This is a genomic window from Mesorhizobium sp. M1066 (assembly GCF_040318635.1).
Taxonomy (GTDB): Bacteria; Pseudomonadota; Alphaproteobacteria; order Rhizobiales; family Rhizobiaceae; genus Mesorhizobium.
The window spans coordinates 73850-92344 of sequence record NZ_JAMYMR010000009.1; the positions used below are offsets into that span (position 1 = coordinate 73850).

An 18495-nucleotide genomic window follows, 5' to 3' on the forward strand; every position below is an offset into this window, starting at 1 on the left:
GTGAGGAACCTGCGCGGTCGCCTTTCTACATCAGTCCGGCGATACCATCCCACAGCAGCTTCAGCGCCACGACCGCGACGGTTGCGTAGGTGAAGGGATAGAAGGTTTCCGGCCGCATCCGGCGCACCAGCCAGGCCCCGGCAATGGTCGACAGCGGCGCCAGCGGCATCAGCGCCGCCGATGCCGTCAGATTGGCGGTGTCGAACTGGCCGAGCGCGAAATAAGGCACAAGCTTCAGCGCATTCGTGGCGGCAAAGAAGATCGCGGCGGTGCCCGACAAAACCTTTGGATCGAGACGGATCGGCAAGGCATAGACCTGGAAGGGCGGGCCGCCGACATGGGCGACGAAACTGGTGAACCCGGCGACCGTGCCCCAGACCGCGGCGGCCACGCGGTTGGGCGCCGCCGCGTGATCGGCGCCATGGCGGAACTGCAGATAAAGCCAGCGCAGGACGAAGATGATGGCGACGGCGCCGACGATCAGCCGCACCGCCTCTTCGGTGACCAGTGCCGCCGTCAGCCAGCCAAGGCCGATGCCGATGACGGCGCCCGGCATCATGTCGACCAGCATCTTTCTGTTATAAACGCCCCACCATGTCCATACCGAGACGATATCCATCAGGCACAGGATCGGCAGCAGGATGGCTGCCGCCTGCACCGGCGGCATGGTCAGCGCCATCAGCGGCACGCCGACGAAGCCGACGGCGCCGCCGAAGCCGCCCTTGGACAGGCCGACCAGAATGACCGCCGGAATGGCGGCCGCATAGAACCACGGATCGAGAAGCAGGCCTGACATGGGAGGGGGCTGGTCCGGAGGGAAAGCGTGTCGACGCTTGAATAGCCCAGAATGCCGGGCGGAGCGACAGCAAATATGAGCGTGGCGGCCGCGCCTGCGAGCCGACGCAGGCCTGTGCCTACCGACGCGCCGAGACCAGCAGGAACATCGGCCGCTCGAGTTCCTCAGCCAGTTCGGGTTTGGCCTCAATCTGCTCGGCTGTCGGCCGGAATTCCTCGACATGGCCGATGGTGAAGCCGGACCGGATCAGTGCGTTGATGGTGGCGCCGATCGTGCGGTGATGTTTCACGACACCCTTGGCCAGCCAGTCGGTGCTGCGCGGTCCTTCCACCAGATACTGGTCGACAGGCCACGTCTTGCGGCCTTCGGCATCGATCACCCAGCCGGGTTTGGTCGGCGCCATGAAGATCGGATGTTCCGTCGACAAGACGAAATGCCCGCCAGGCGCCAGGGCCTGATGCACGGTCCCGAACAGATGCGACACATCCTCGACATAGTGCAGGGCGAGCGAGCTGTAGACGAGATCGAAGCTGGCTTCCGGCAGGCTGAGCCGATCGAGATCGGCCGTCTCATAGTCTATGCCCGCATCCGGGTGGGCGGCCCTTGCCCGGGCAAGCATCTTCTCCGACAGATCCAGGCCAAGCACCTGCGCCGCCCCATGCTCGCGGGCCCAGCGGCAGAACCAGCCGAAGCCGCAGCCGAGATCGGCGATCCTCGAACCGCTGACATCGGGCAGCATTGCGCGCAGCGCCGGCCACTCGGCGGCGCCATCCAGACCTTCGACGGAACGGCCGAGCTGGCTGTAGCCTGCGAAGAAATCCTCCCGGTCGTATATATTCTGCGCCATGACGGTCTCGTTTGGGCCGGCACCCTAACCAACCGGCCGCCGGCTTTCCACCCGGCTTCGATCGGCCCTCTGAAAACATGGCCGAGCCCAGCCTGGCTCAGGAAGCCTGCAAGGCCCTTACCCTGTCACGAGGCGCGGTTGCATCGAGCGGTGGCGGCCGCCGCCGGATGGGCTGCGCCTTGATGATGGCGGTGCTGGTCTCGGCCTTGTCGGCGATGCGGTCGAGAATCCCGTCGAGATCACTGATCGAGCGCACGAACAGCCGGGCGACGAAGCAGTCATCACCCGTCACCTTGTCGCATTCGCCGAATTCGGGGATCTCCTCGATCAGCTTCTGGACGATGTGCAGTTTGCCCGGCAGGGGCCGGATGCGCACGATCGCCTGCAAGGTATAGCCAAGCGCCAGCGGATCGATTTCGACGGTGAACGCGCGGATGACGCCGCGCTCCTCGAGTCGTCGAAGCCGCTCCGAAACGCTGGGCGACGACAGCCCGACCTGGGCGGCCAGTTCCTTCAGCGAGGTCCGCGCATCCCTGATCAGGATTTCAAGGAGATTTCGGTCGAGATCATCAAGCATTTTACATTTCTCGCTGATTTGGAACCATGGCCTAATATAACTAGGTCATTTACCCATACCTCCTTTCTCATTCGATGGAAAGCCGCGTTTCCGCATGAGATTATAATGGCTCAACTGATATGGAGGTTTGTTGTGAACGATACAGTGCGCGGCACGGTCGAAATGTCGGCCGCTATGGCGATACTGGGAACGATCGGATGGTTCGTCGTCCTGTCCGGCCAGCCGATCATGGATGTGGTGTTTTGGCGTTGCGCTTTCGGCGCGCTGACGCTGCTCATCATCTGCGCCGGGCTGGGCTTGCTGCGCAACAGACTGTCGTTGCGCATCATCGGCATCGCCGCGCTCGGCGGCGTCGCCATCGTCGTCAACTGGCTTTTGCTGTTCAGCGCGTTTTCCCGCGCGTCGATCTCGATCGCCACCGCCGTCTACAACACGCAGCCCTTCATGCTGGTCGGCTTCGGCGCGCTCGTCTTCGCCGAGCGGCTGACCCTGACCAAGCTGGCCTGGCTGGCCATCGCCTTCGCCGGCATGGTGCTGATCGTGCAGGCCGCTCCTGACGCCGCCCCCAATGCCGACATGGCCGGCACGGATTATTTTACCGGCATCGTCATGGCGCTGGGCGCGGCTTTCTTCTGGGCCGTCGCCGCCATCGTCACCAAGAAGCTCAAGGGCACGCCGCCGCACCTCATCGCGCTGATCCAGGTCTGCGTCGGCGTCGTCATGCTGGCGCCGTTCGCCAATTTTTCCCAGCTTCCGGCCGATGCGTGGAGCTGGACCATGCTGGCGACGCTCGGCATCGTCCACACCGGCCTGATGTACATATTGATGTACGGTGCCATCCAGAAGCTGCCGACGCATCTGCAGGGGTCGCTGTCCTTCATCTACCCGGTGGTCGCGATCCTGGTCGATGTCGTGGCCTTCGGCCATCGGTTGCACCTGAGCCAGATCGTCGGCGCCACCACCATCCTGATCGCCGCCGCCGGCATGAATCTCGGCTGGACGCTGTGGAGGACCAAACCACCAGTCGCGAGCCCACACCCGATCAAGTAAAGCGGTCCGCCGGCGTCCGGCGGGGCAACATCGCGATCCCGGCTGCCCGCCTGTTCAAAGCGGGCACTTTGCTCTATGCCGCAATCCAACCATCTTCGCCCGGCATAGGCGAAACTCGGGACCCGAAGAACCATGAATGACGCAACGCCCCCCAATCGCTGTCGCATCGTGCTGATCGCGCCGTCCGGCGTGCCGGCTGCCCGTATTATCGCGGCATTCGATGGCGGCGATGTCGCTTCGCTGATCCTGCCCGAGAACGGCATGGATGAAGCCTCCTTCCAGGCTTTCGCCGAACAGATCGTGCCGGCAGCGCAAGCCGCCGGCGTTGCTGTCATCATCGCCGGCGACACCCGCATAGCCGGCCGCGTCCAGGCCGACGGCATCCATGTCGAGGTCTCCAAGGCCGAGCTCGCCGAGACGATCGAGCATTTCCAGGCAAAGATGATGGTCGGCACCGGCGGCGCCAAGACGCGTGACGACGCGCTTGAGCTCGGCGAGACACGGCCCGATTACATCTTCTTCGGCCGCTTCGGTTACGACAACAAGCCCGAACCACACCCGCGCAACCTGTCGCTCGGCGCATGGTGGGCGGACATGATCCAGATCCCGTGCATCGTCATGGCCGGATCCGAAATCGCCTCGGTCGAAGCCGTGGGCGCCACAGGTGCCGAATTCGTGGCACTGTCGAGCGCCGTGTTCGCCGACGGCACCGATCCCAAGACAGCGGTCGCCAGCGCCAACGCGCTGCTCGACGAGACCGCGCCGCGCTTCGAGGACTGAAATGTCCCCGGCGACGCTTCCCCTCCAGGCTCTGCTTGCGGTGCTGATGGTCCAGGCTGCCGCCGCGGAGACCGTCCCCCTGCCGCAGCCCAAGCCGGAAATCGGCGTCCACACCGGCAAGCCGATCGACAAGCCATTGCCGCAGCCCGCCACCACGGCCGAGCCCGCGCCGCTGCCGTCGGCCGACACGGTCAATCCCGACCGCTTCGGCGCAAAACCCGCCGACGCGGCCTATGGCGCCTTCCAGCGCGGTCTCTACAAGACAGCTTACAATCTGGCATTGGTCCGGGCGCAAAACGGCGATCCGGCGGCGCAGACCTTGGTGGCCGAGATCCTGTCGCGGGGGCTCGGTGTACCGGTCAATTCGGCGCAAGCGGCGAAATGGTACGCGCTGGCCGCCGAACAGGGTGTGCCGGAATCGCAGTTCCAGTATGCGCTGATGCTGCTCGACGGCCGCTATGTCAAAAAGGATGGAAAAGAGGCCTACGCCTTGATGCAGGCCGCCGCCGAAGCCGGCAACCGGCTGGCGCAATTCAATTTCGCGCAGATGCTGGTCCAGCAGGACCCCGGCGATGCCGGCATGGCCAAGGCGGTCTCCTACTATGAGCGCGCCGCCGCGACCGGCCTCGCGGACGCGCAATATGCGATGTCGCAGATCTACGCCAATGGCGTCGGCGGCAAGCCACGCGACGACGCCCAGGCAAGGCGCCTGCTGGCGCAGGCAGCCAGGCAGAACTACGACACCGCGCAGATCGATCTCGCCGCCTGGATGATCGAAGGCCGCGGCGGTGCGCGCGACCTGAAATCCGCCTTCGGCTGGATGAAGCAGGCGGCGGAAGGCGGCAATGTCGCCGCCCAGAACCGCCTGGCCAAGCTCTACATGCAAGGCATCGGCACCGATCCGGACCTTGTGCTTGCCGGCGCCTGGTACGTCGTCGCCCGCCGTGCCGGCCTCATCGACCCACAGATGGACGACTTCCTGCAGGGGCTGGACGACGACCAGACCAAGCAGGCGCTGCAGAAGGCCAACCGGCTGCCTTGACGGCGGTTCTCGCGGTCATTGCAAGTGTAACCTCGGCTCCCCTCGCCTGGCACCGACCTGCCCGCTCCCTTGCCTCTTCTGGCGATTTGTGGTCTTGGGAGCCCGAAATCGCTTTCCCAGCGAACATCCCATACCAACGGCGTGGCCGTTGGCATCATTCCGGATCATCTCATCATGGCCAAGATCAATGGTAACGAAATCCGTCCCGGCTATGTCATCGAGCATGATGGCGGCCTTTGGGTGGCGGTCAGGACCAACACCGTCAAGCCCGGCAAGGGCGGCGCCTACAATCAGGTCGAACTGAAGAATCTCATCAACGGCACCAAGCTCAACGAGCGCTTCCGCTCGGCCGAGACCGTCGAACAGATCCGGCTCGACCTGAAGGATTTTTCCTTCCTCTACGCGCAGGAAGACGCACTGGTGTTCATGGACACCCAGAGCTACGAGCAGCTCGAATTGAACAAGGACTTCGTCGGCGATCGCGCCGCCTTCCTGCAGGACGGCATGATGGTGACGGTCCAGCTCTACGAAGAGCGGCCGATCGGCATTTCGCTGCCCGACTATGTGACGCTGACCATCACCGAGGCCGACCCGGTGGTGAAGGGTCAGACGGCGGCATCGTCCTACAAGCCGGCGATCCTGGAGAACGGCATCCGCGTCCTGGTGCCGCCCTTCATCGGCGCCGGCGAGCGCATCATCGTCGACACCAACGAAATCACTTACGTGCGCCGCGCCGACTGACGCATGTCGCCCAAAAGTGGCCTCGGTTCTGGGTCACCGACATGCATCGAGGCGGAGTTTAAAGCGCAGCACCGGGAAAAAGCACTATGGCACGCTCAGCCCTTCTCAACGTCATGGTCCAGGCCGCAATGAAGGCCGGCCGCTCGCTGTCGCGCGACTTCGGCGAGGTGCAGAACCTGCAGGTCTCGATGAAAGGCCCCGGCGACTATGTCAGCCAGGCCGACCGCAAGGCAGAGGACATCGTCTTTGCCGAACTGTCCAAGGCTCGGCCCGGCTATTCCTTCCTGATGGAAGAGCGCGGCGTGGTCGAAGGCGACGACGGCCAGCATCGCTGGATCGTCGACCCGCTCGACGGCACCACCAATTTCCTGCACGGCATTCCGCTCTTTGCCGTTTCGATCGCGCTGGAGCGCCAGGGCCAGATCGTCGCCGGCGTCATCTACAATCCGGCGATGGACGAACTGTACACCTGCGAACGCGGCGGCGGCGCCTTCATGAACGACCGCCGCTTGCGCGTCGCTGGCCGCATCAAGCTGGTCGACACCGTGATCGGCTGCGGCATGCCGCATCTCGGCCGCGGCCACCACGGCAATTTCCTGGTCGAACTGCGCAACGTCATGGCCGAGGTTTCCGGCGTCCGCCGCCTCGGCTCCGCCTCGCTCGATCTCGCCTATGTCGCCGCCGGCCGCATGGATGGCTTCTGGGAAACCGGCCTGTCGGCCTGGGACATCGCCGCCGGGCTGCTTTTGATCCGCGAGGCAGGCGGCTTCGTCTCCGACATGGATGGCGGCCAGGACATGCTCGACAACGGTTCGGTCGTCGCCGGCAACGAGGTCATCCAGCGCGCTTTGCTGAAGGTCGTCAAGAAGCCGCTCTCCTCCCGCTGACAGGCACGCCGCGCTGATGCGCCGCAGTCGCAAAACCGCAACGAAAGCTTGAAATACTGCCCGGCATGCGCCCAAATTGGAGGGCGCGGTGCAGGAACCCGGCTTAGTGAGAGACAACGAACCCTACCCCGATATCCCGTTCATCGGACGCTGGCACTATTCGCGTGCCGAGACGATCGCAGACGGTATCGTCCACGCGGTCGGCATCGTGCTGGCGATATCGGCCGGTTCCGCACTGCTGGCGCTGGCGGCGTTTCGTGTCGGACCGGGCGAATACATCGCCGCCGCCTTCTACGTGGTTTCGCTGCTCACCGTGCTCTCGGTGTCGATGACCTACAATCTGTGGCCGGTGTCGTCGCCGGCAAAATGGGTGTTGCGGCGTTTCGACCACGCCGCGATCTATCTGCTGATCGCCGCGACCTATACGCCTTTCCTGGCGCAGCTCGAAGGCTCGCCGCTGGCGCGCTGGATGATCGTGCTGGTCTGGACCGCGGCAGTGCTGGGCATTGCCATCAAGGTATTCTTTCCCGGCCGTTTCGACCGGCTGGCGATCGGCTTCTATCTTGCCATCGGCTGGAGCGGCATCATCCTGGTCAAGCCGCTTGTCCAGACGCTGCCGACGACATCGATAGCGCTGATCGTCGCCGGCGGCATCGTCTATTCCTGCGGCGTCATCTTCTTCGCCTGGAAGGGGCTGCGCTTCCACAACGCGCTGTGGCACGGTTTCGTCGTCACCGGCGCCGGCCTGCATCTGGCCGCCATGGTCGACTGTCTGGTCATCAATCGCCTCTGACACTATCGACGCGGCTATATTGCCAAGCGCCATTCAATTTGGTCACAATTCCGTTTAGAGTCGCGGTTTACGTGATCGGCGGCGGCATCGGAAACGGGGCACGGATGGCTTTTCTCAGATCCTTCGGCATGGGCAGACGTTCTGATGTCCTGATCTACGACCCGCATAAACTATCGAGCCCGCAGGTCTTTTTGCTGACCATGGTGATCTTCCTGGTCATCGTCGCCTTCATCGCCGCCATTCTGACCCGACAGATCTCAACCGCTTTTGGCAGCAATCCCGGCCTCAATGGCCTGATCGTCGGCGTGCTGGTGGTCGGCATCCTTTTGGCCTTCGCCCAGGTCGGGCGGCTGTTTCGCGAAGTGCGCTGGGTCAACTCCTTCCGTGCCGGCTCGGAGACGACCGAACCGGTGCTGCTGGCTCCGATGAAGGCGATGATCGGCCGCTCCTCGGCGATGGCCTTCTCGACCAGTTCGATGCGCACCATGCTCGATTCCATCGCCACCCGCCTCGACGAAAGCCGCGACACCTCGCGCTATCTCGTCGGCCTGCTGGTGTTCCTTGGCCTGCTCGGCACCTTCTGGGGACTGTTGAACACCATCGGTTCGATCCGCGAGACCATCGAATCGCTCGATCCCGGCACCGGTGACGCCGCCGCGGTGCTCGATTCCCTGAAGCAGGGGCTTTCCGCGCCGCTGGCCGGCATGGGCACGGCCTTCTCGTCCTCGCTGTTCGGCCTCTCCGGCTCGCTGGTGCTCGGCTTCCTCGACCTGCAGGCCGGCCGCGCCCAGACGCGCTTCTACACCGAACTGGAAAACTGGCTGTCCTCGGTGACCGACCTGTCGTCGGACATCGTCGTCGCCGACCCGGCCAAGACCGAATCCTCCGACGAGATCCGGGTGCTGTCGGAACGGCTGCGCAGCATGCAGGAGAATGGCGGCGGCTCCAACCCGCGCGTCGCCACCGCCATGGCCAATCTCGCCGACGGCATTTCCGGCCTGGTCAAGAACATGCGCTCGGAACAGCAGATCATGCGCGACTGGGTCGAAGCCCAGTCCGACGAGCAGAAGGCGATGCGCAACACACTGGAAAAGATCGCCGATGCCCTGAAGAAGCCCGGAGTGCACTGAAGTGGCACTCGCCAGGGGCCGGCGCACCGATCGCCGCATCGACTACTGGCCGGGCTTCGTCGACGCGCTGTCGACGTTGTTGCTGGCAATCATGTTCCTGCTCACGGTATTCGTGCTGGCGCAGTTCCTGCTGGGACGCGAAATCTCCGGCAAGGATACGGCACTCTCGCGCCTCAACTCCCAGATCAACGAACTGACGCAGTTGCTGGCGCTGGAGCGCTCGACGGCGCAGGACAAGGATGACTCGCTGGCCAATCTGCAGGCATCGCTGTCGGCGGCGGAAGCGGAAAGGAGCCGGCTCCAGCAGTTGCTGGCGCAAGGTGCGGGCGCCGGCGACGCCGCCAACCAGCGCGCCGCGGCGCTCGGCGGCGAACTCGACAGCCAGCGCCAGATCAGCCAGCAGGCACTGAGCCAGGTCGAGATCCTCAACCAGCAGATCGCGGCACTGCGCAAGCAGATCGGCGCGCTCGAGGATGCGCTCAACGTCTCCGAAATCCGCGACCGCGATTCAAACACCAAGATCGCCGACCTCGGCCGTCGCCTCAACGTCGCACTGGCACAGCGCGTGCAGGAGTTGAACCGCTACCGCTCCGACTTCTTCGGCCGCTTACGCGAAATCCTCGCCGACCGCGAGAACATCCGCATCGTCGGCGACCGCTTCGTCTTCCAGTCGGAAGTGCTGTTCCCGACCGGCTCCGAGGTGATCAACGATGCCGGCAAGGTCGAGATGAAGAAGCTCGCCGACGCCATCATCGAGCTGCAGAAGGAAATCCCGCCCGAGATCAACTGGGTGCTGCGCGTCGACGGTCATACCGACAACAAGCCGCTCTCCGGCGCCGGCCGTTACCGCGACAATTGGGAGCTGTCGACGGCCCGTTCGACCTCGGTGGTGAAATTCCTGATCGAGAACGGCGTGCCGGCCAACCGCCTCGTCGCCGCCGGTTTCGGTGAGTTCCAGCCGCTCGATCCCGCCGACACCGAAGAGGCGCGCAACAAGAACCGCCGTATTGAACTGAAGCTCACCGAACGTTGATCCATCATCACGCGAACTTGTTCGTCGGCTCAACTCTAGGGCGCATATCGAGGCCGGCAAGGCCTGAAAAGATTATCTTTTTTTAATTACACATTGTCGCGGGGCGGTCCTAGCTTGCCGCCTGGGCCGAGAACCGCCGGCGATGAATCCCCCTCATCGCGACGCGACGGAACCGGACGGCCCAAGGCCGGAAGGCGGGCGGACAACCGCCGCTTTCCTCCACAAGAGGAGACGCGTGATGCGCTCTTTCAAGACCTCGCTTAGAACTGCTACACTCACGGCGTTCCTCATCGCTGTTCCGCTTGCCGGTGCCTATGCCGCGGGCCATCACAAGGGCGCTCTCGACGCGACCGATCCGACCGACATGACCGGCCCGCGTGTCGAGGCGCTCATCCAACAGGTGCAGGGCGTGCATCAGGGCATCGTGGACGCGAGACAGGCCAACAACATCACCCCGGCCGTGGCGGAACGCCTGGAAATGCGCACGGCCCACATCGGTCAAGCGGCCGAGAAAGTCGCCGCGTCCTATCATGGCAGGATACCGGCCGCGCAATACCACGACCTGTTGCGTCGTCTCGACAATGTCGATCAGCGGTTGATGATCGATACCGGTAGCGGTTTCCTGATAGGCGACGGCGCCGACGGCGGCAACTACCCGAACGGTTGAACGGTCCAAGAGGAAGGGACCGCTGACGCCTTCGGGGAGCCATCCCGCGGGCGTCCTTTTTACCAGCCGAGCCACACCGCGATCAGGGCAATCGCCGCCGGCACGGTCTGGATGAACAGGATCTTGCGGCCAACCGTTGCCGCGCCATAGAGGCCGGCAATGGCCACGCACGACAGGAAGAACAGCTTGACCCGAAAACCGGCCGCACCGAGGTAAAGCCCCCAGATCAGGCCGGCGGCGAGGAACCCGTTGTAGAGCCCCTGATTGGCGGCGAGCACCTTCGAGGCACTGGCGAATTCGGGCGTCAGATTGAATGCCTTGTGCCCACGCGGCGTGTCCCACAGCACCATCTCCAGATAGACGATGTAGACGTGGATCAAGGCCACCAGCGCGACCAGGATGTTGCCGATCATGTTGTTTCCCCCAATTGTTGCCGGCAGCATTTCACGCATGACCGCCCCCACGCAAGATGCGTCCGTTGCGCGGTGCCTGAGGGTTGCAAACACATTTGCGTTGGTGTCTTTTCGCGCCGTCCCCAATCGCGGAAGCCGCCATGTCCTTTCAGAAACTCGATGACCTCGGTCACAAGCTCGAAGCACTCGAGCACGCGCTGGCCATCCTCGGTGCCGACGAGGCCACCCACATGGCCGTCGGCGGCGGCGAGAAGCGTGCCGAGGCGATGTCGGCACTGGCCGGCATGTATCACACCAGGGCAACGGCGCCGGAGATAGCAGACTGGATCGCCGCGGCAGAGCAGGAAGCGTTGGGTGAAGAGCAGCGCACCGCGGTCTCGGAACTGCGGCGCCAATATACCAACCTGACCTGCCTGCCGGTCGAATTCGTCGAACGCCAGACGACCGCGCGCATGCGTTGCGAGCAGCTGTGGCGCGGCCTGCGCGCCAAGAACGACTGGGCGGGCTTCCAGCCGGCGCTGGAGGGCGTCGTGGCGCTGGTGCGCGAGGAAGCGGCGCTGCGTGCCGACATGCTCGGCCTCGCCCCCTATGACGCGCTGATGGAGCAGTACGACCCCGGCAACCGCACCGCCGACATCACGCCAGTCTTCGCCGACCTGAAGGCTTTCCTGAAAGGCTTCGTGCCGGAGGCGCTGGCGATCCAGGACGCACGGCTGCGCAAGCACCCGCTGAAGCCGCTCTCAGGCACCTATGCGATCGACCGGCAGCGCGAGCTCGGCCTTGCCATGATGGCGGCGGTCGGCTTCGACCTGACACACGGGTCGCTGTCGGTGTCGCACCATCCTTTCTGCGGCGGCGTGCCAAGCGACGTGCGCATCACCACCCGCTACAAGACGTCCGACTTCCTGTCGGCGCTGATGGGCGTGCTGCACGAGACCGGCCATGCGCTCTACGAACAGAACCTGCCGAAGGCATGGTCGCACTGGCCGCTCGGCAAGGCGCGCGGCATGGCCGTGCATGAAAGCCAGAGCCTGTTCGTCGAAAAACAGCTCGGCCGCAACCCGGCCTTCTGGAGCTGGGCGCTGCCGGTGGTTGAAAAGCATCTCGGTGAGGCCTGGTCGCTCGACGATATCCTGCCGCATGTGCATCGCGTCGAGCGCGGCCTGATCCGTGTCGATGCCGACGAGGTGACCTACCCCCTGCATGTCATCCTGCGCTACGAACTGGAGCAGGAGCTCGTCGCGGGCCGGCTGGAGGTCGCCGACCTGCCCGAAGCCTGGGACGCCAAGATGCGCGATTACCTCGGTCTTTCCACCATCGACAATCCGGCCGACGGGCCGATGCAGGACGTGCATTGGCCAGGGGCCGCCTTCGGCTATTTCCCTTCCTATACGCTGGGCGCGATGATGGCGGCGCAGCAATGGGCGGCGCTGACGCGGGATCATCCTGCCGCCGATGACGATCTCTCCAAAGGCAATTTCGAGGCGATCAACGAGTGGCGCCGCGAAAAAATCTGGGCGCAGGGATCACGCTGGTCGACGCCGGATCTGCTCGAACGCGCCACCGGCGAAAAGCTCAACGCCATTTATTTCACCGATCACCTGAAGAACCGGTACGGGAAGGCCTGACGCCGTAGGAGCATTGCGTTTCATACCCTTGGAGCATATATTTCCGTATGAGGAATTGAAGGAACGCATCGTGGGAATTTCTACTCCGAAAGAACGTGCCACCTTTTCCATCGCCGCTGAAATCAAGAACCGGCTGGAGGACGAAGTGCCGAAAAGCGAGAGATCGCGTTTCGTGGAGAAGGCAATAGATCAGGCGCTACGTGCCGTTGCGGTCAAGCGCCTTAAAAAAATGCTGGACGAACTGCCGCGCGAATCCAGCGTTCGAGGTGAAAGTACCACCGATTTCCTACGCCTCCAGCGGATGAAGTGGGATGGCCGCCCCTTCGACGTGCTCGAAGGCACCAAGAAATGATCGTCGTAGATGCTTCCGTGTTCGTGAAGCTTCTCAAGCAAGAGGAGGACAGCAAGGCCGCACGCGATTTGGTCGATCGCATGTTGGAGCAGGGACAAGGTTATCTCGCTCCGTCAATAGTGTTGTATGAAGCACTATCAGCCGCCTTGCATGTCGAATTGCCGCTTGCCGTAGTCGGCCAGCTTTTCGATCAGTTTCGAGAGTTGGGGCTGGCAATTGAAGAGCCGACTATCCAGGACTTGGCTACAGCCGAGAAAATTGCAACGTCGGCCACTGCTGACAAGGGCCACCCAACTCTGTTTGACAGCATCTATCACGCAATGGCTATCGAACGTGGCGGCACTTTTGTCACGGCTGACCAGCGCCATTTTGCTAAAGCCAAACAGTTTGGCAGCGTTGTCCTACTCGCGGACTGGAAACCGGACTGAGCTGAGCCTACTCCGCCGCACCCCTGAAGGCGCTGGCGCCGGTTTCGAACTGCAGCTTGGCCAGCCGCGCATAGATGCCGCCCTTGGCGACAAGGCTTTGATGCGTGCCTTCCTCGACGATCGAGCCGCCATCCATGACCAGGATCCTGTCGGCCTTCAGCACCGTTGCCAGGCGGTGGGCGATGACGATCGTGGTGCGGCCCTGCATCAGCCGTTCCAGCGCCGTCTGCACCAGCGTCTCGCTTTCGGCGTCGAGGGCGGAGGTGGCCTCGTCGAGCAGCAGGATCGGGGCGTCGCGCAGGATGGCGCGGGCGATCGCAACCCGCTGGCGCTGGCCGCCTGACAGCGTCACGCCGCGCTCACCGACCTGGCTGTCATAGCCTTTTTCCAGCTTGAGGATGAATTCATCGGCAAGTGCATCCTTCGCCGCCGTCTCGATTTCGGCCTTGCTGGCTCCCGGCCGGCCGAAACCGATATTGTCACGCGCGCTTGCCGCGAAAATGGTGACGTCCTGCGGCACGATCGCGATGCGCTGGCGGACCGAAACGGGATCGGCCTCGCGCACGTCGACACCGTCGATCAGGATCTTGCCTGTTTCGGGATCGTAGAAGCGCAGGATCAGTGAAAACACCGTGCTCTTGCCGGCCCCTGACGGCCCGACGATCGCCACCGTCTCGCCCGGCATGACCTGAAAGCTCAAGCCGTGCACGGCGGCGCGGTCGGGCCTCGCCGGGTAGGAGAAGGAGACATTGTCGAGGACGATCGCGCCCTTGGCGACGACCGGCAGCGGCTTCGGATCGGCGGGAGCCTGGATCGCCGGCTTCTCGGCCAGGATCTCGGTCAGCCGTTCGGCGGCACCCGCCGCTTGCGCAAGCTCGCCCCAGACTTCCGACAACGCCCCAAGTGCACCGGCGGCGAACACCGAATAGAGCAGGAATTGGCCGAGCGTACCCGGCGATATCGAGCCTTCGAGCACGTCGCGCGAGCCGAACCACAGCACCGCCACGACGGACGAGAAGATGGTGAAAATGGCGAAGAAGGTAAGGAAGGAGCGCGCGAAGATCGAGGAGCGTGCGGCCTCGAAAGCAGCTTCCACCGCGGCCGAGAAATGCCCGGTGACCAGCCTCTCATTGGTGAAGGCCTGCAGCGTGCGCACCGCGCCGATTTGCTCGCTGGCATAGGCCGTGGCATCGGCCAGCGTATCCTGCGCCTGGCGTGATTTGCGCCGCACCGAACGGCCGAAAGCGACCAGCGGCAGCACGATGACAGGAATGGCGGCAATGACCAGGCCCGACAGTTTCGGACTGGTGATGACCATCATTCCCACCGCGCCAAGACCAAGGATGACATTGCGCAGCGCCACCGAGGCCGTGGCTCCTACCGCCGACTTGACCTGCGTCGTGTCGGCGGCAAGCCGCGACACGATCTCGCCGGACTGGGCGGTGTCGAAGAAGGCAGGCGACAGCGTCGTCACATGGGCAAAGACATCGCGCCGGATGTCGGCGACGACGCGCTCGCCTAGCGTGATGACGAAATAGTAGCGGCCGGCCGATGCCGCCGCCAGCAGGGCGGCCATCGCCACCAGGGCGGCGAAATATTCGGCAATGAAGGTAGTGCTGGACGACGAAAAACCATGATCGATCATGCGTCGCACCGCCAGCGGCAGCGCCAGCGTGGTTGCCGCCGCGATGACCAGCGAGATAATGGCGCCGACGACCAGTGTGCGATAGTGCGTGATGTACGGGAACAGGCGCCGGAGCGGCTTGAGCGAACGCCGGCGCTCGTCTGCGCTGGTGATTTGCGCCATCCCGATGTTTCCTCCAGCCGCCCTTGGGGTCTACGCCTCAATATGCGCTTGCCGCGGCCTTGTGATTCAATTCCGGCTGATGTATAGGCTCGCCGACCGTTTTAGAAGCCGTGGCTCCTCAATAGCTGCGGCTTCGAGTTTTAAAAAGAGGCGCATCGACGCAGGCTTATGCCCGTCGGCAGCGCCGGCAAGCCAGGAACCGAGCCATGAAGAGCGCTATTCATCCCGACTACCACACCATCAAGGTCGTCATGACCGATGGCACCGAATACTCGACCCGTTCGACCTGGGGCAAGGAAGGCGATACGATGAACCTCGATATCGACCCGACCACCCACCCGGCCTGGACCGGCGGCCAGCAGACCCTGCTCGACCGCGGCGGCCGCCTGTCGAAGTTCAAGAAGCGTTTCGAAGGTTTCGGCATCTAACTCAACGAGCTTTCACAGATCGAAAACCCGTCCTTGTGGCGGGTTTTTTGTTGCGGCGCGGCGCTACTCGGCCAGCAATTCCCTTAGCGCCATGCGCTTGTAGGCGGCGACCAGCCTGTCGCCCTCCTGGCGCTCAACCGAGATCGCCAGCCGCATGGCGGCCTCGCCCATCTGCCAGACCAGAAACGCCGTGGTTTCCAGTGTCGCCGGATCGACCGCCGGCCGCAGCCGTTTCAGCACCGCGGTGAGGAATTCGGCGTTGGCGCGGCTGTCGGCGAGTTCGAGTTGGCGCAGCGCCTTGTCGGCCTGCGTGCCCGACCAGATGTCGCGCATCACCGGCTCGGCCAGGAACAGCCGGTAATAGATGTCGACTAACTCTGAAAACGCGGACTGCAGGCCTTCGGCGTCGCTGACGCCGGCGAGTGCCGCCGAGATGCAGGCTTGGCTTTCGGCGGTGTAGCGCTCGGCCAGCGCCCAGATGATCGCCCGCTTGTCCGGAAAGAACTGGTAGAGCGAGCCGATCGACACACCGGCCCGTTCCGCCACTTCTCCCATGCGCATGGCATCGCTGCCTTGCTCGGCGATCAGCGCCGAGGCAGCCGCCAGCATGCGCTCGACCCGCTCGCGGCTGCGCTGCTGGCTCGGCGCCCGGCGCGGTGAAGCAACCTGCTCCTGCGGGGAAACGGGGGCTGCCGTGTCTTCCAATGACTGACTCCAAATGCATCAAAATCGCTTGACTCACAAAATACGAGGGTTTATCACGTTTTGCAAACGTGAGGATTATTCATGTTTTGGCGCGAAGGAAAACATAACGGGCATATGGAGCAAAATGACATGATCGCGAAACTTCTTCCCACCCTCATCTTCATTGCCGCACTCGGCTCAGGCGTCGTCGGCGGCGTCTTCTTTGCTTTCTCCAGCTTCGTCATGCCGGGCCTCGCCCGCATGCCGGCCGCAAGCGGCATTGCCGCGATGAATTCGATCAATGTCACAGCTGTGACCCCGCTGTTCATGACAGCGCTGTTCGGCACGGCGCTCGTCTGCATCGTTGTCGCCATCGGTGCGGTGATTGGCTGGAGCCAGCCGGGTTCGCTCTGGCTGATTGCCGGCAGCCTGCTCTATCTCATCGGCATCGTGGTGGTGACGATGATCTTCAACGTCCCGCTGAATGATGCGCTCGCCGCCGTCGATCCAGCCAGCAGCAATGGCGCAGCCCTGTGGCCACGCTACCTCAATGAATGGGTGATGTGGAACCATGTCCGCGCCATCAGCGGCATGGCCGCGCTGGCATCCTTCTGGTTCGCCACGCGTTGACGACGATGGAGCGACCGATGAAGGATCAATACGCAAATATGGCCTTCGGCATGGCAATCGGAGTTGGTGTCGGTGCCGCGATCGGCACCGCTCTGGATGACCTTCCGATGGGCGTCGCCGTGGGTATTGCGATTGGCGCCGCCTTCGGTGCGTGGCCACGCAAGTGACGGCAGCGCCGGCGACCTCTACGCCTTTGTCTTCCGATCGGAATGACCGAGGTCGCGATCCGGGTCGATGACGTCGCGGACCAGTTGCTTCAGTTTGGCCGCGTCCGGAAAACCGCCGTCGCGCTTGCGGTCCCAGACCAGCACGTCATTGCAGCTGATGGTGAAGATGCCCCCAGTGCCGGGCACCAATGTCACCTCGCCGAGATCGGTGCCGAAGGTCGACAGCAGTTCCTGAGCCATCCAGCCGGCGCGCAGCAGCCAATGGCACTGCGTGCAGTAGGTGATGCGGATGGCGGGGAGTATCTGCTCGCTCATGCCGGGCTTCCGCTCATGCCGCGCTGAGCTTGGCCATGGTCTCGTCGTCGACTTCAAAGTTGGCGTAGACGCTCTGCACGTCGTCGTCGTCCTCGAGCGTGGCAACCAGCTTCATCAGCGACTGTGCCCGGTCCTCGTCGACCGGAACATTGTTTTGCGGCTTCCAGATCAGCTTCACCGATTCCGCCTCGCCGAGAGCGCCTTCCAGCGCCTTCGAGACCTCGCCGAGATTTTCGAAGGCGCAATAGATCGTGTGGCCTTCCTCATCCGACTCGACATCATCGGCGCCGGCTTCGATTGCCGCGTCCATGACCTTGTCGGCACTGCCTGCGGAGGCCGGATAGTAGATTTCGCCGGCACGGTCCCACATGAACGACACCGAGCCGGTTTCACCGAGCGCTCCGCCGGCCTTGGTAAAGGCGGCGCGCACATTCGACGCCGAACGGTTACGGTTGTCGGTCAGCGCTTCGACGATGACCGCGACGCCGCCCGGGCCATAGCCCTCATACCGCACGGCTTCGTAGTTCTCGGCGTCGCCCATCGAGGCCTTGTTGACGGCACGCTGGATGTTGTCCTTCGGCATCGACACCGCCTTGGCGTTCTGGATCGCAAGGCGCAAGCGCGGGTTCATCGATGGATCGGGCGTGCCGCTCTTGGCGGCGACGGTGATTTCGCGCGCCAGCTTGGAAAACATTTTAGACCGCACCGCATCCTGGCGGCCCTTGCGGTGCATGATGTTCTTGAACTGTGAATGGCCAGCCATGGTGTCGTCTTCTCGGCTAGAGCATCCCGAAGCGAAGCGATCTGACCTCGTCTTCCGCATGCCCGAATTCAAAATTTCAGAGCGTCCCAGGTGCAACTCGTGGAAGCACGGCGTTCTCTGTCGGAATGGCCGGCTTATAGATAAATCGGCTCAATTCGTCCAGCCGCACCGCGCAAGACATGGCACTGCATGGCATGCTGCGGCCGCTCACGCCTCGAGGTCCGACTTCAGCCGGTCGATGATGCTGAGCGCATGTCCGGCATACTGGCTGATCCAGCGGTCGTGGATCTGCTTGATCGGCAGCGCGTTGAGATGGTTCCAGCGCTCGCGGCCGTCGCGCCGCGCAACGATCAGGTCGGCCTCCTCCAATACCTTGAGATGCAGCATGACGGTGCAGCGATCGATGTCGGGAAAGGCCTCGCACAGCATGCCGGTCGTCTTCGGCGCGTCCTTCAGCTGATCCAGTATTTCACGCCGGCGCGGATGCGCCAGCGCCTTGAAAACATTGTCGTCTTGCGATCGGCTTGACATGTTATG

General features: G+C 63.5%; 24 protein-coding genes. 15 read left to right on the forward strand and 9 right to left on the reverse strand.

The annotated features are described in order from the left end of the window. Positions 1 to 25: 25 nt before the first annotated feature. The 3 genes from NKH52_RS15030 to NKH52_RS15040 form a co-directional block, all read right to left on the reverse strand. A complete protein-coding gene (locus NKH52_RS15030; RefSeq protein WP_352554255.1) occupies positions 26 to 796 on the reverse strand; it encodes a sulfite exporter TauE/SafE family protein in 771 nt (256 codons plus the stop codon). Positions 797 to 914: 118 nt separating this feature from the next. Continuing rightward, the gene (locus NKH52_RS15035; protein WP_352731029.1) at positions 915 to 1643 is read right to left on the reverse strand and encodes a class I SAM-dependent methyltransferase; all 729 of its coding nucleotides are present in this window, start codon (positions 1641 to 1643) and stop codon (positions 915 to 917) included. Positions 1644 to 1740: 97 nt separating this feature from the next. After that, positions 1741 to 2220 carry an Lrp/AsnC family transcriptional regulator gene (locus tag NKH52_RS15040; RefSeq protein ID WP_352731027.1) on the reverse strand — a complete coding sequence of 160 codons (480 nt, stop codon included), beginning with the start codon at positions 2218 to 2220 and terminating at the stop codon, positions 1741 to 1743. Positions 2221 to 2352: 132 nt separating this feature from the next. Between NKH52_RS15040 and NKH52_RS15045 the strand changes: the two genes are divergently transcribed. The 9 genes from NKH52_RS15045 to NKH52_RS15085 all read left to right on the forward strand — a co-directional run bounded on the left by NKH52_RS15045 (position 2353) and on the right by NKH52_RS15085 (position 10343). Next, positions 2353 to 3270 (forward strand): DMT family transporter, encoded by a 918-nt coding sequence (locus tag NKH52_RS15045; RefSeq protein WP_352731024.1) that lies wholly within the window; start codon positions 2353 to 2355, stop codon positions 3268 to 3270. A gap of 132 nt (positions 3271 to 3402) precedes the next feature. Beyond that, positions 3403 to 4050 (forward strand): thiamine phosphate synthase, encoded by a 648-nt coding sequence (locus NKH52_RS15050; RefSeq protein ID WP_352731021.1) that lies wholly within the window; start codon positions 3403 to 3405, stop codon positions 4048 to 4050. Position 4051: 1 nt separating this feature from the next. Next, positions 4052 to 5092: a tetratricopeptide repeat protein gene (locus tag NKH52_RS15055; protein WP_352731019.1), complete on the forward strand. Its 1041-nt coding sequence runs from the start codon at positions 4052 to 4054 to the stop codon at positions 5090 to 5092. A gap of 174 nt (positions 5093 to 5266) precedes the next feature. After that, complete coding sequence (gene efp, locus NKH52_RS15060; RefSeq protein WP_013529127.1) at positions 5267 to 5833, forward strand: elongation factor P; 567 nt, start codon at positions 5267 to 5269, stop codon at positions 5831 to 5833. Between the two features lie 86 nt (positions 5834 to 5919). After that, positions 5920 to 6720: an inositol monophosphatase family protein gene (locus NKH52_RS15065; RefSeq protein WP_023811836.1), complete on the forward strand. Its 801-nt coding sequence runs from the start codon at positions 5920 to 5922 to the stop codon at positions 6718 to 6720. Positions 6721 to 6826: 106 nt separating this feature from the next. Then, positions 6827 to 7513 (forward strand): PAQR family membrane homeostasis protein TrhA, encoded by a 687-nt coding sequence (gene trhA / locus NKH52_RS15070; protein WP_352731016.1) that lies wholly within the window; start codon positions 6827 to 6829, stop codon positions 7511 to 7513. A gap of 104 nt (positions 7514 to 7617) precedes the next feature. Next, on the forward strand, positions 7618 to 8643 hold the full coding sequence (locus NKH52_RS15075; protein ID WP_013529124.1) for a MotA/TolQ/ExbB proton channel family protein: 1026 nt from the start codon (positions 7618 to 7620) through the stop codon (positions 8641 to 8643). A 1-nt stretch (position 8644) separates the two neighbouring features. Beyond that, positions 8645 to 9676, forward strand: a complete 1032-nt coding sequence (locus tag NKH52_RS15080) for a peptidoglycan -binding protein (RefSeq protein ID WP_023811834.1) — start codon at positions 8645 to 8647, stop codon at positions 9674 to 9676. A 238-nt stretch (positions 9677 to 9914) separates the two neighbouring features. Further along, positions 9915 to 10343: a hypothetical protein gene (locus NKH52_RS15085; RefSeq protein WP_352731014.1), complete on the forward strand. Its 429-nt coding sequence runs from the start codon at positions 9915 to 9917 to the stop codon at positions 10341 to 10343. Between the two features lie 59 nt (positions 10344 to 10402). On the opposite strand, the gene NKH52_RS15090 is transcribed toward NKH52_RS15085, so the two are convergent. Then, entirely contained in the window at positions 10403 to 10756 is a 354-nt protein-coding gene (locus NKH52_RS15090) for a DUF1304 domain-containing protein (protein ID WP_352731012.1), read from the reverse strand. Between the two features lie 140 nt (positions 10757 to 10896). Here NKH52_RS15090 and NKH52_RS15095 point away from each other — a divergent pair, with 140 nt between their 5' ends. The 3 genes from NKH52_RS15095 to NKH52_RS15105 are packed head-to-tail and all read left to right on the forward strand — an operon-like array spanning position 10897 to position 13164. After that, positions 10897 to 12384 carry a carboxypeptidase M32 gene (locus tag NKH52_RS15095; RefSeq protein ID WP_352731010.1) on the forward strand — a complete coding sequence of 496 codons (1488 nt, stop codon included), beginning with the start codon at positions 10897 to 10899 and terminating at the stop codon, positions 12382 to 12384. 55 nt (positions 12385 to 12439) lie between these two features. Beyond that, positions 12440 to 12736, forward strand: a complete 297-nt coding sequence (locus NKH52_RS15100; protein ID WP_127296200.1) for a hypothetical protein — start codon at positions 12440 to 12442, stop codon at positions 12734 to 12736. Beyond that, positions 12733 to 13164, forward strand: a complete 432-nt coding sequence (locus NKH52_RS15105; RefSeq protein ID WP_127296201.1) for a type II toxin-antitoxin system VapC family toxin — start codon at positions 12733 to 12735, stop codon at positions 13162 to 13164. The genes NKH52_RS15100 and NKH52_RS15105 overlap by 4 nt, the downstream gene beginning before the upstream one ends. Before the next feature lie 7 nt (positions 13165 to 13171). Here NKH52_RS15105 and NKH52_RS15110 read toward each other — a convergent pair whose 3' ends face one another. Next, on the reverse strand, positions 13172 to 14971 hold the full coding sequence (locus NKH52_RS15110) for an ABC transporter transmembrane domain-containing protein (RefSeq protein ID WP_352731007.1): 1800 nt from the start codon (positions 14969 to 14971) through the stop codon (positions 13172 to 13174). 206 nt (positions 14972 to 15177) lie between these two features. On the opposite strand from NKH52_RS15110, the gene rpmE reads away from it, so the two are divergent. Then, complete coding sequence (gene rpmE / locus NKH52_RS15115) at positions 15178 to 15399, forward strand: 50S ribosomal protein L31 (RefSeq protein WP_352731004.1); 222 nt, start codon at positions 15178 to 15180, stop codon at positions 15397 to 15399. Positions 15400 to 15462: 63 nt separating this feature from the next. Here the strand turns inward: rpmE and NKH52_RS15120 are convergent, their stop codons facing one another. Continuing rightward, positions 15463 to 16104 carry a TetR family transcriptional regulator gene (locus tag NKH52_RS15120; RefSeq protein WP_352554263.1) on the reverse strand — a complete coding sequence of 214 codons (642 nt, stop codon included), beginning with the start codon at positions 16102 to 16104 and terminating at the stop codon, positions 15463 to 15465. Between the two features lie 129 nt (positions 16105 to 16233). Here NKH52_RS15120 and NKH52_RS15125 point away from each other — a divergent pair, with 129 nt between their 5' ends. Continuing rightward, complete coding sequence (locus NKH52_RS15125; protein WP_352554264.1) at positions 16234 to 16713, forward strand: anthrone oxygenase family protein; 480 nt, start codon at positions 16234 to 16236, stop codon at positions 16711 to 16713. Between the two features lie 5 nt (positions 16714 to 16718). Further along, the gene (locus tag NKH52_RS15130) at positions 16719 to 16880 is read left to right on the forward strand and encodes a glycine zipper domain-containing protein (protein WP_502895188.1); all 162 of its coding nucleotides are present in this window, start codon (positions 16719 to 16721) and stop codon (positions 16878 to 16880) included. Positions 16881 to 16898: 18 nt separating this feature from the next. On the opposite strand, the gene NKH52_RS15135 is transcribed toward NKH52_RS15130, so the two are convergent. From NKH52_RS15135 to NKH52_RS15145, 3 genes are all read right to left on the reverse strand, one after another. Continuing rightward, positions 16899 to 17195: an Rdx family protein gene (locus NKH52_RS15135; RefSeq protein ID WP_352440973.1), complete on the reverse strand. Its 297-nt coding sequence runs from the start codon at positions 17193 to 17195 to the stop codon at positions 16899 to 16901. 13 nt (positions 17196 to 17208) lie between these two features. After that, a complete protein-coding gene (locus tag NKH52_RS15140; RefSeq protein ID WP_352440974.1) occupies positions 17209 to 17958 on the reverse strand; it encodes a YebC/PmpR family DNA-binding transcriptional regulator in 750 nt (249 codons plus the stop codon). A 207-nt stretch (positions 17959 to 18165) separates the two neighbouring features. After that, entirely contained in the window at positions 18166 to 18489 is a 324-nt protein-coding gene (locus NKH52_RS15145; RefSeq protein ID WP_352611388.1) for an ArsR/SmtB family transcription factor, read from the reverse strand. Between the last annotated feature and the right edge of the window lie 6 nt (positions 18490 to 18495).

Excerpts from the sequence above, each read along its gene's own strand:
- NKH52_RS15030 (WP_352554255.1), bottom strand. The coding sequence starts at position 796 with ATGTCAGGCCTGCTTCTCGATCCGTGGTTCTATGCGGCCGCCATTCCG.
- NKH52_RS15035 (WP_352731029.1), bottom strand. The coding sequence starts at position 1,643 with ATGGCGCAGAATATATACGACCGGGAGGATTTCTTCGCAGGCTACAGC.
- NKH52_RS15040 (WP_352731027.1), bottom strand. The coding sequence starts at position 2,220 with ATGCTTGATGATCTCGACCGAAATCTCCTTGAAATCCTGATCAGGGAT.
- NKH52_RS15050 (WP_352731021.1), top strand. The coding sequence starts at position 3,403 with ATGAATGACGCAACGCCCCCCAATCGCTGTCGCATCGTGCTGATCGCG.
- NKH52_RS15055 (WP_352731019.1), top strand. The coding sequence starts at position 4,052 with ATGTCCCCGGCGACGCTTCCCCTCCAGGCTCTGCTTGCGGTGCTGATG.
- efp (WP_013529127.1), top strand. The coding sequence starts at position 5,267 with ATGGCCAAGATCAATGGTAACGAAATCCGTCCCGGCTATGTCATCGAG.
- NKH52_RS15065 (WP_023811836.1), top strand. The coding sequence starts at position 5,920 with ATGGCACGCTCAGCCCTTCTCAACGTCATGGTCCAGGCCGCAATGAAG.
- NKH52_RS15075 (WP_013529124.1), top strand. The coding sequence starts at position 7,618 with ATGGCTTTTCTCAGATCCTTCGGCATGGGCAGACGTTCTGATGTCCTG.
- NKH52_RS15085 (WP_352731014.1), top strand. The coding sequence starts at position 9,915 with ATGCGCTCTTTCAAGACCTCGCTTAGAACTGCTACACTCACGGCGTTC.
- NKH52_RS15090 (WP_352731012.1), bottom strand. The coding sequence starts at position 10,756 with ATGATCGGCAACATCCTGGTCGCGCTGGTGGCCTTGATCCACGTCTAC.
- NKH52_RS15095 (WP_352731010.1), top strand. The coding sequence starts at position 10,897 with ATGTCCTTTCAGAAACTCGATGACCTCGGTCACAAGCTCGAAGCACTC.
- NKH52_RS15105 (WP_127296201.1), top strand. The coding sequence starts at position 12,733 with ATGATCGTCGTAGATGCTTCCGTGTTCGTGAAGCTTCTCAAGCAAGAG.
- NKH52_RS15110 (WP_352731007.1), bottom strand. The coding sequence starts at position 14,971 with ATGGCGCAAATCACCAGCGCAGACGAGCGCCGGCGTTCGCTCAAGCCG.
- rpmE (WP_352731004.1), top strand. The coding sequence starts at position 15,178 with ATGAAGAGCGCTATTCATCCCGACTACCACACCATCAAGGTCGTCATG.
- NKH52_RS15125 (WP_352554264.1), top strand. The coding sequence starts at position 16,234 with ATGATCGCGAAACTTCTTCCCACCCTCATCTTCATTGCCGCACTCGGC.
- NKH52_RS15130 (WP_502895188.1), top strand. The coding sequence starts at position 16,719 with ATGGAGCGACCGATGAAGGATCAATACGCAAATATGGCCTTCGGCATG.
- NKH52_RS15135 (WP_352440973.1), bottom strand. The coding sequence starts at position 17,195 with ATGAGCGAGCAGATACTCCCCGCCATCCGCATCACCTACTGCACGCAG.
- NKH52_RS15140 (WP_352440974.1), bottom strand. The coding sequence starts at position 17,958 with ATGGCTGGCCATTCACAGTTCAAGAACATCATGCACCGCAAGGGCCGC.
- NKH52_RS15145 (WP_352611388.1), bottom strand. The coding sequence starts at position 18,489 with ATGTCAAGCCGATCGCAAGACGACAATGTTTTCAAGGCGCTGGCGCAT.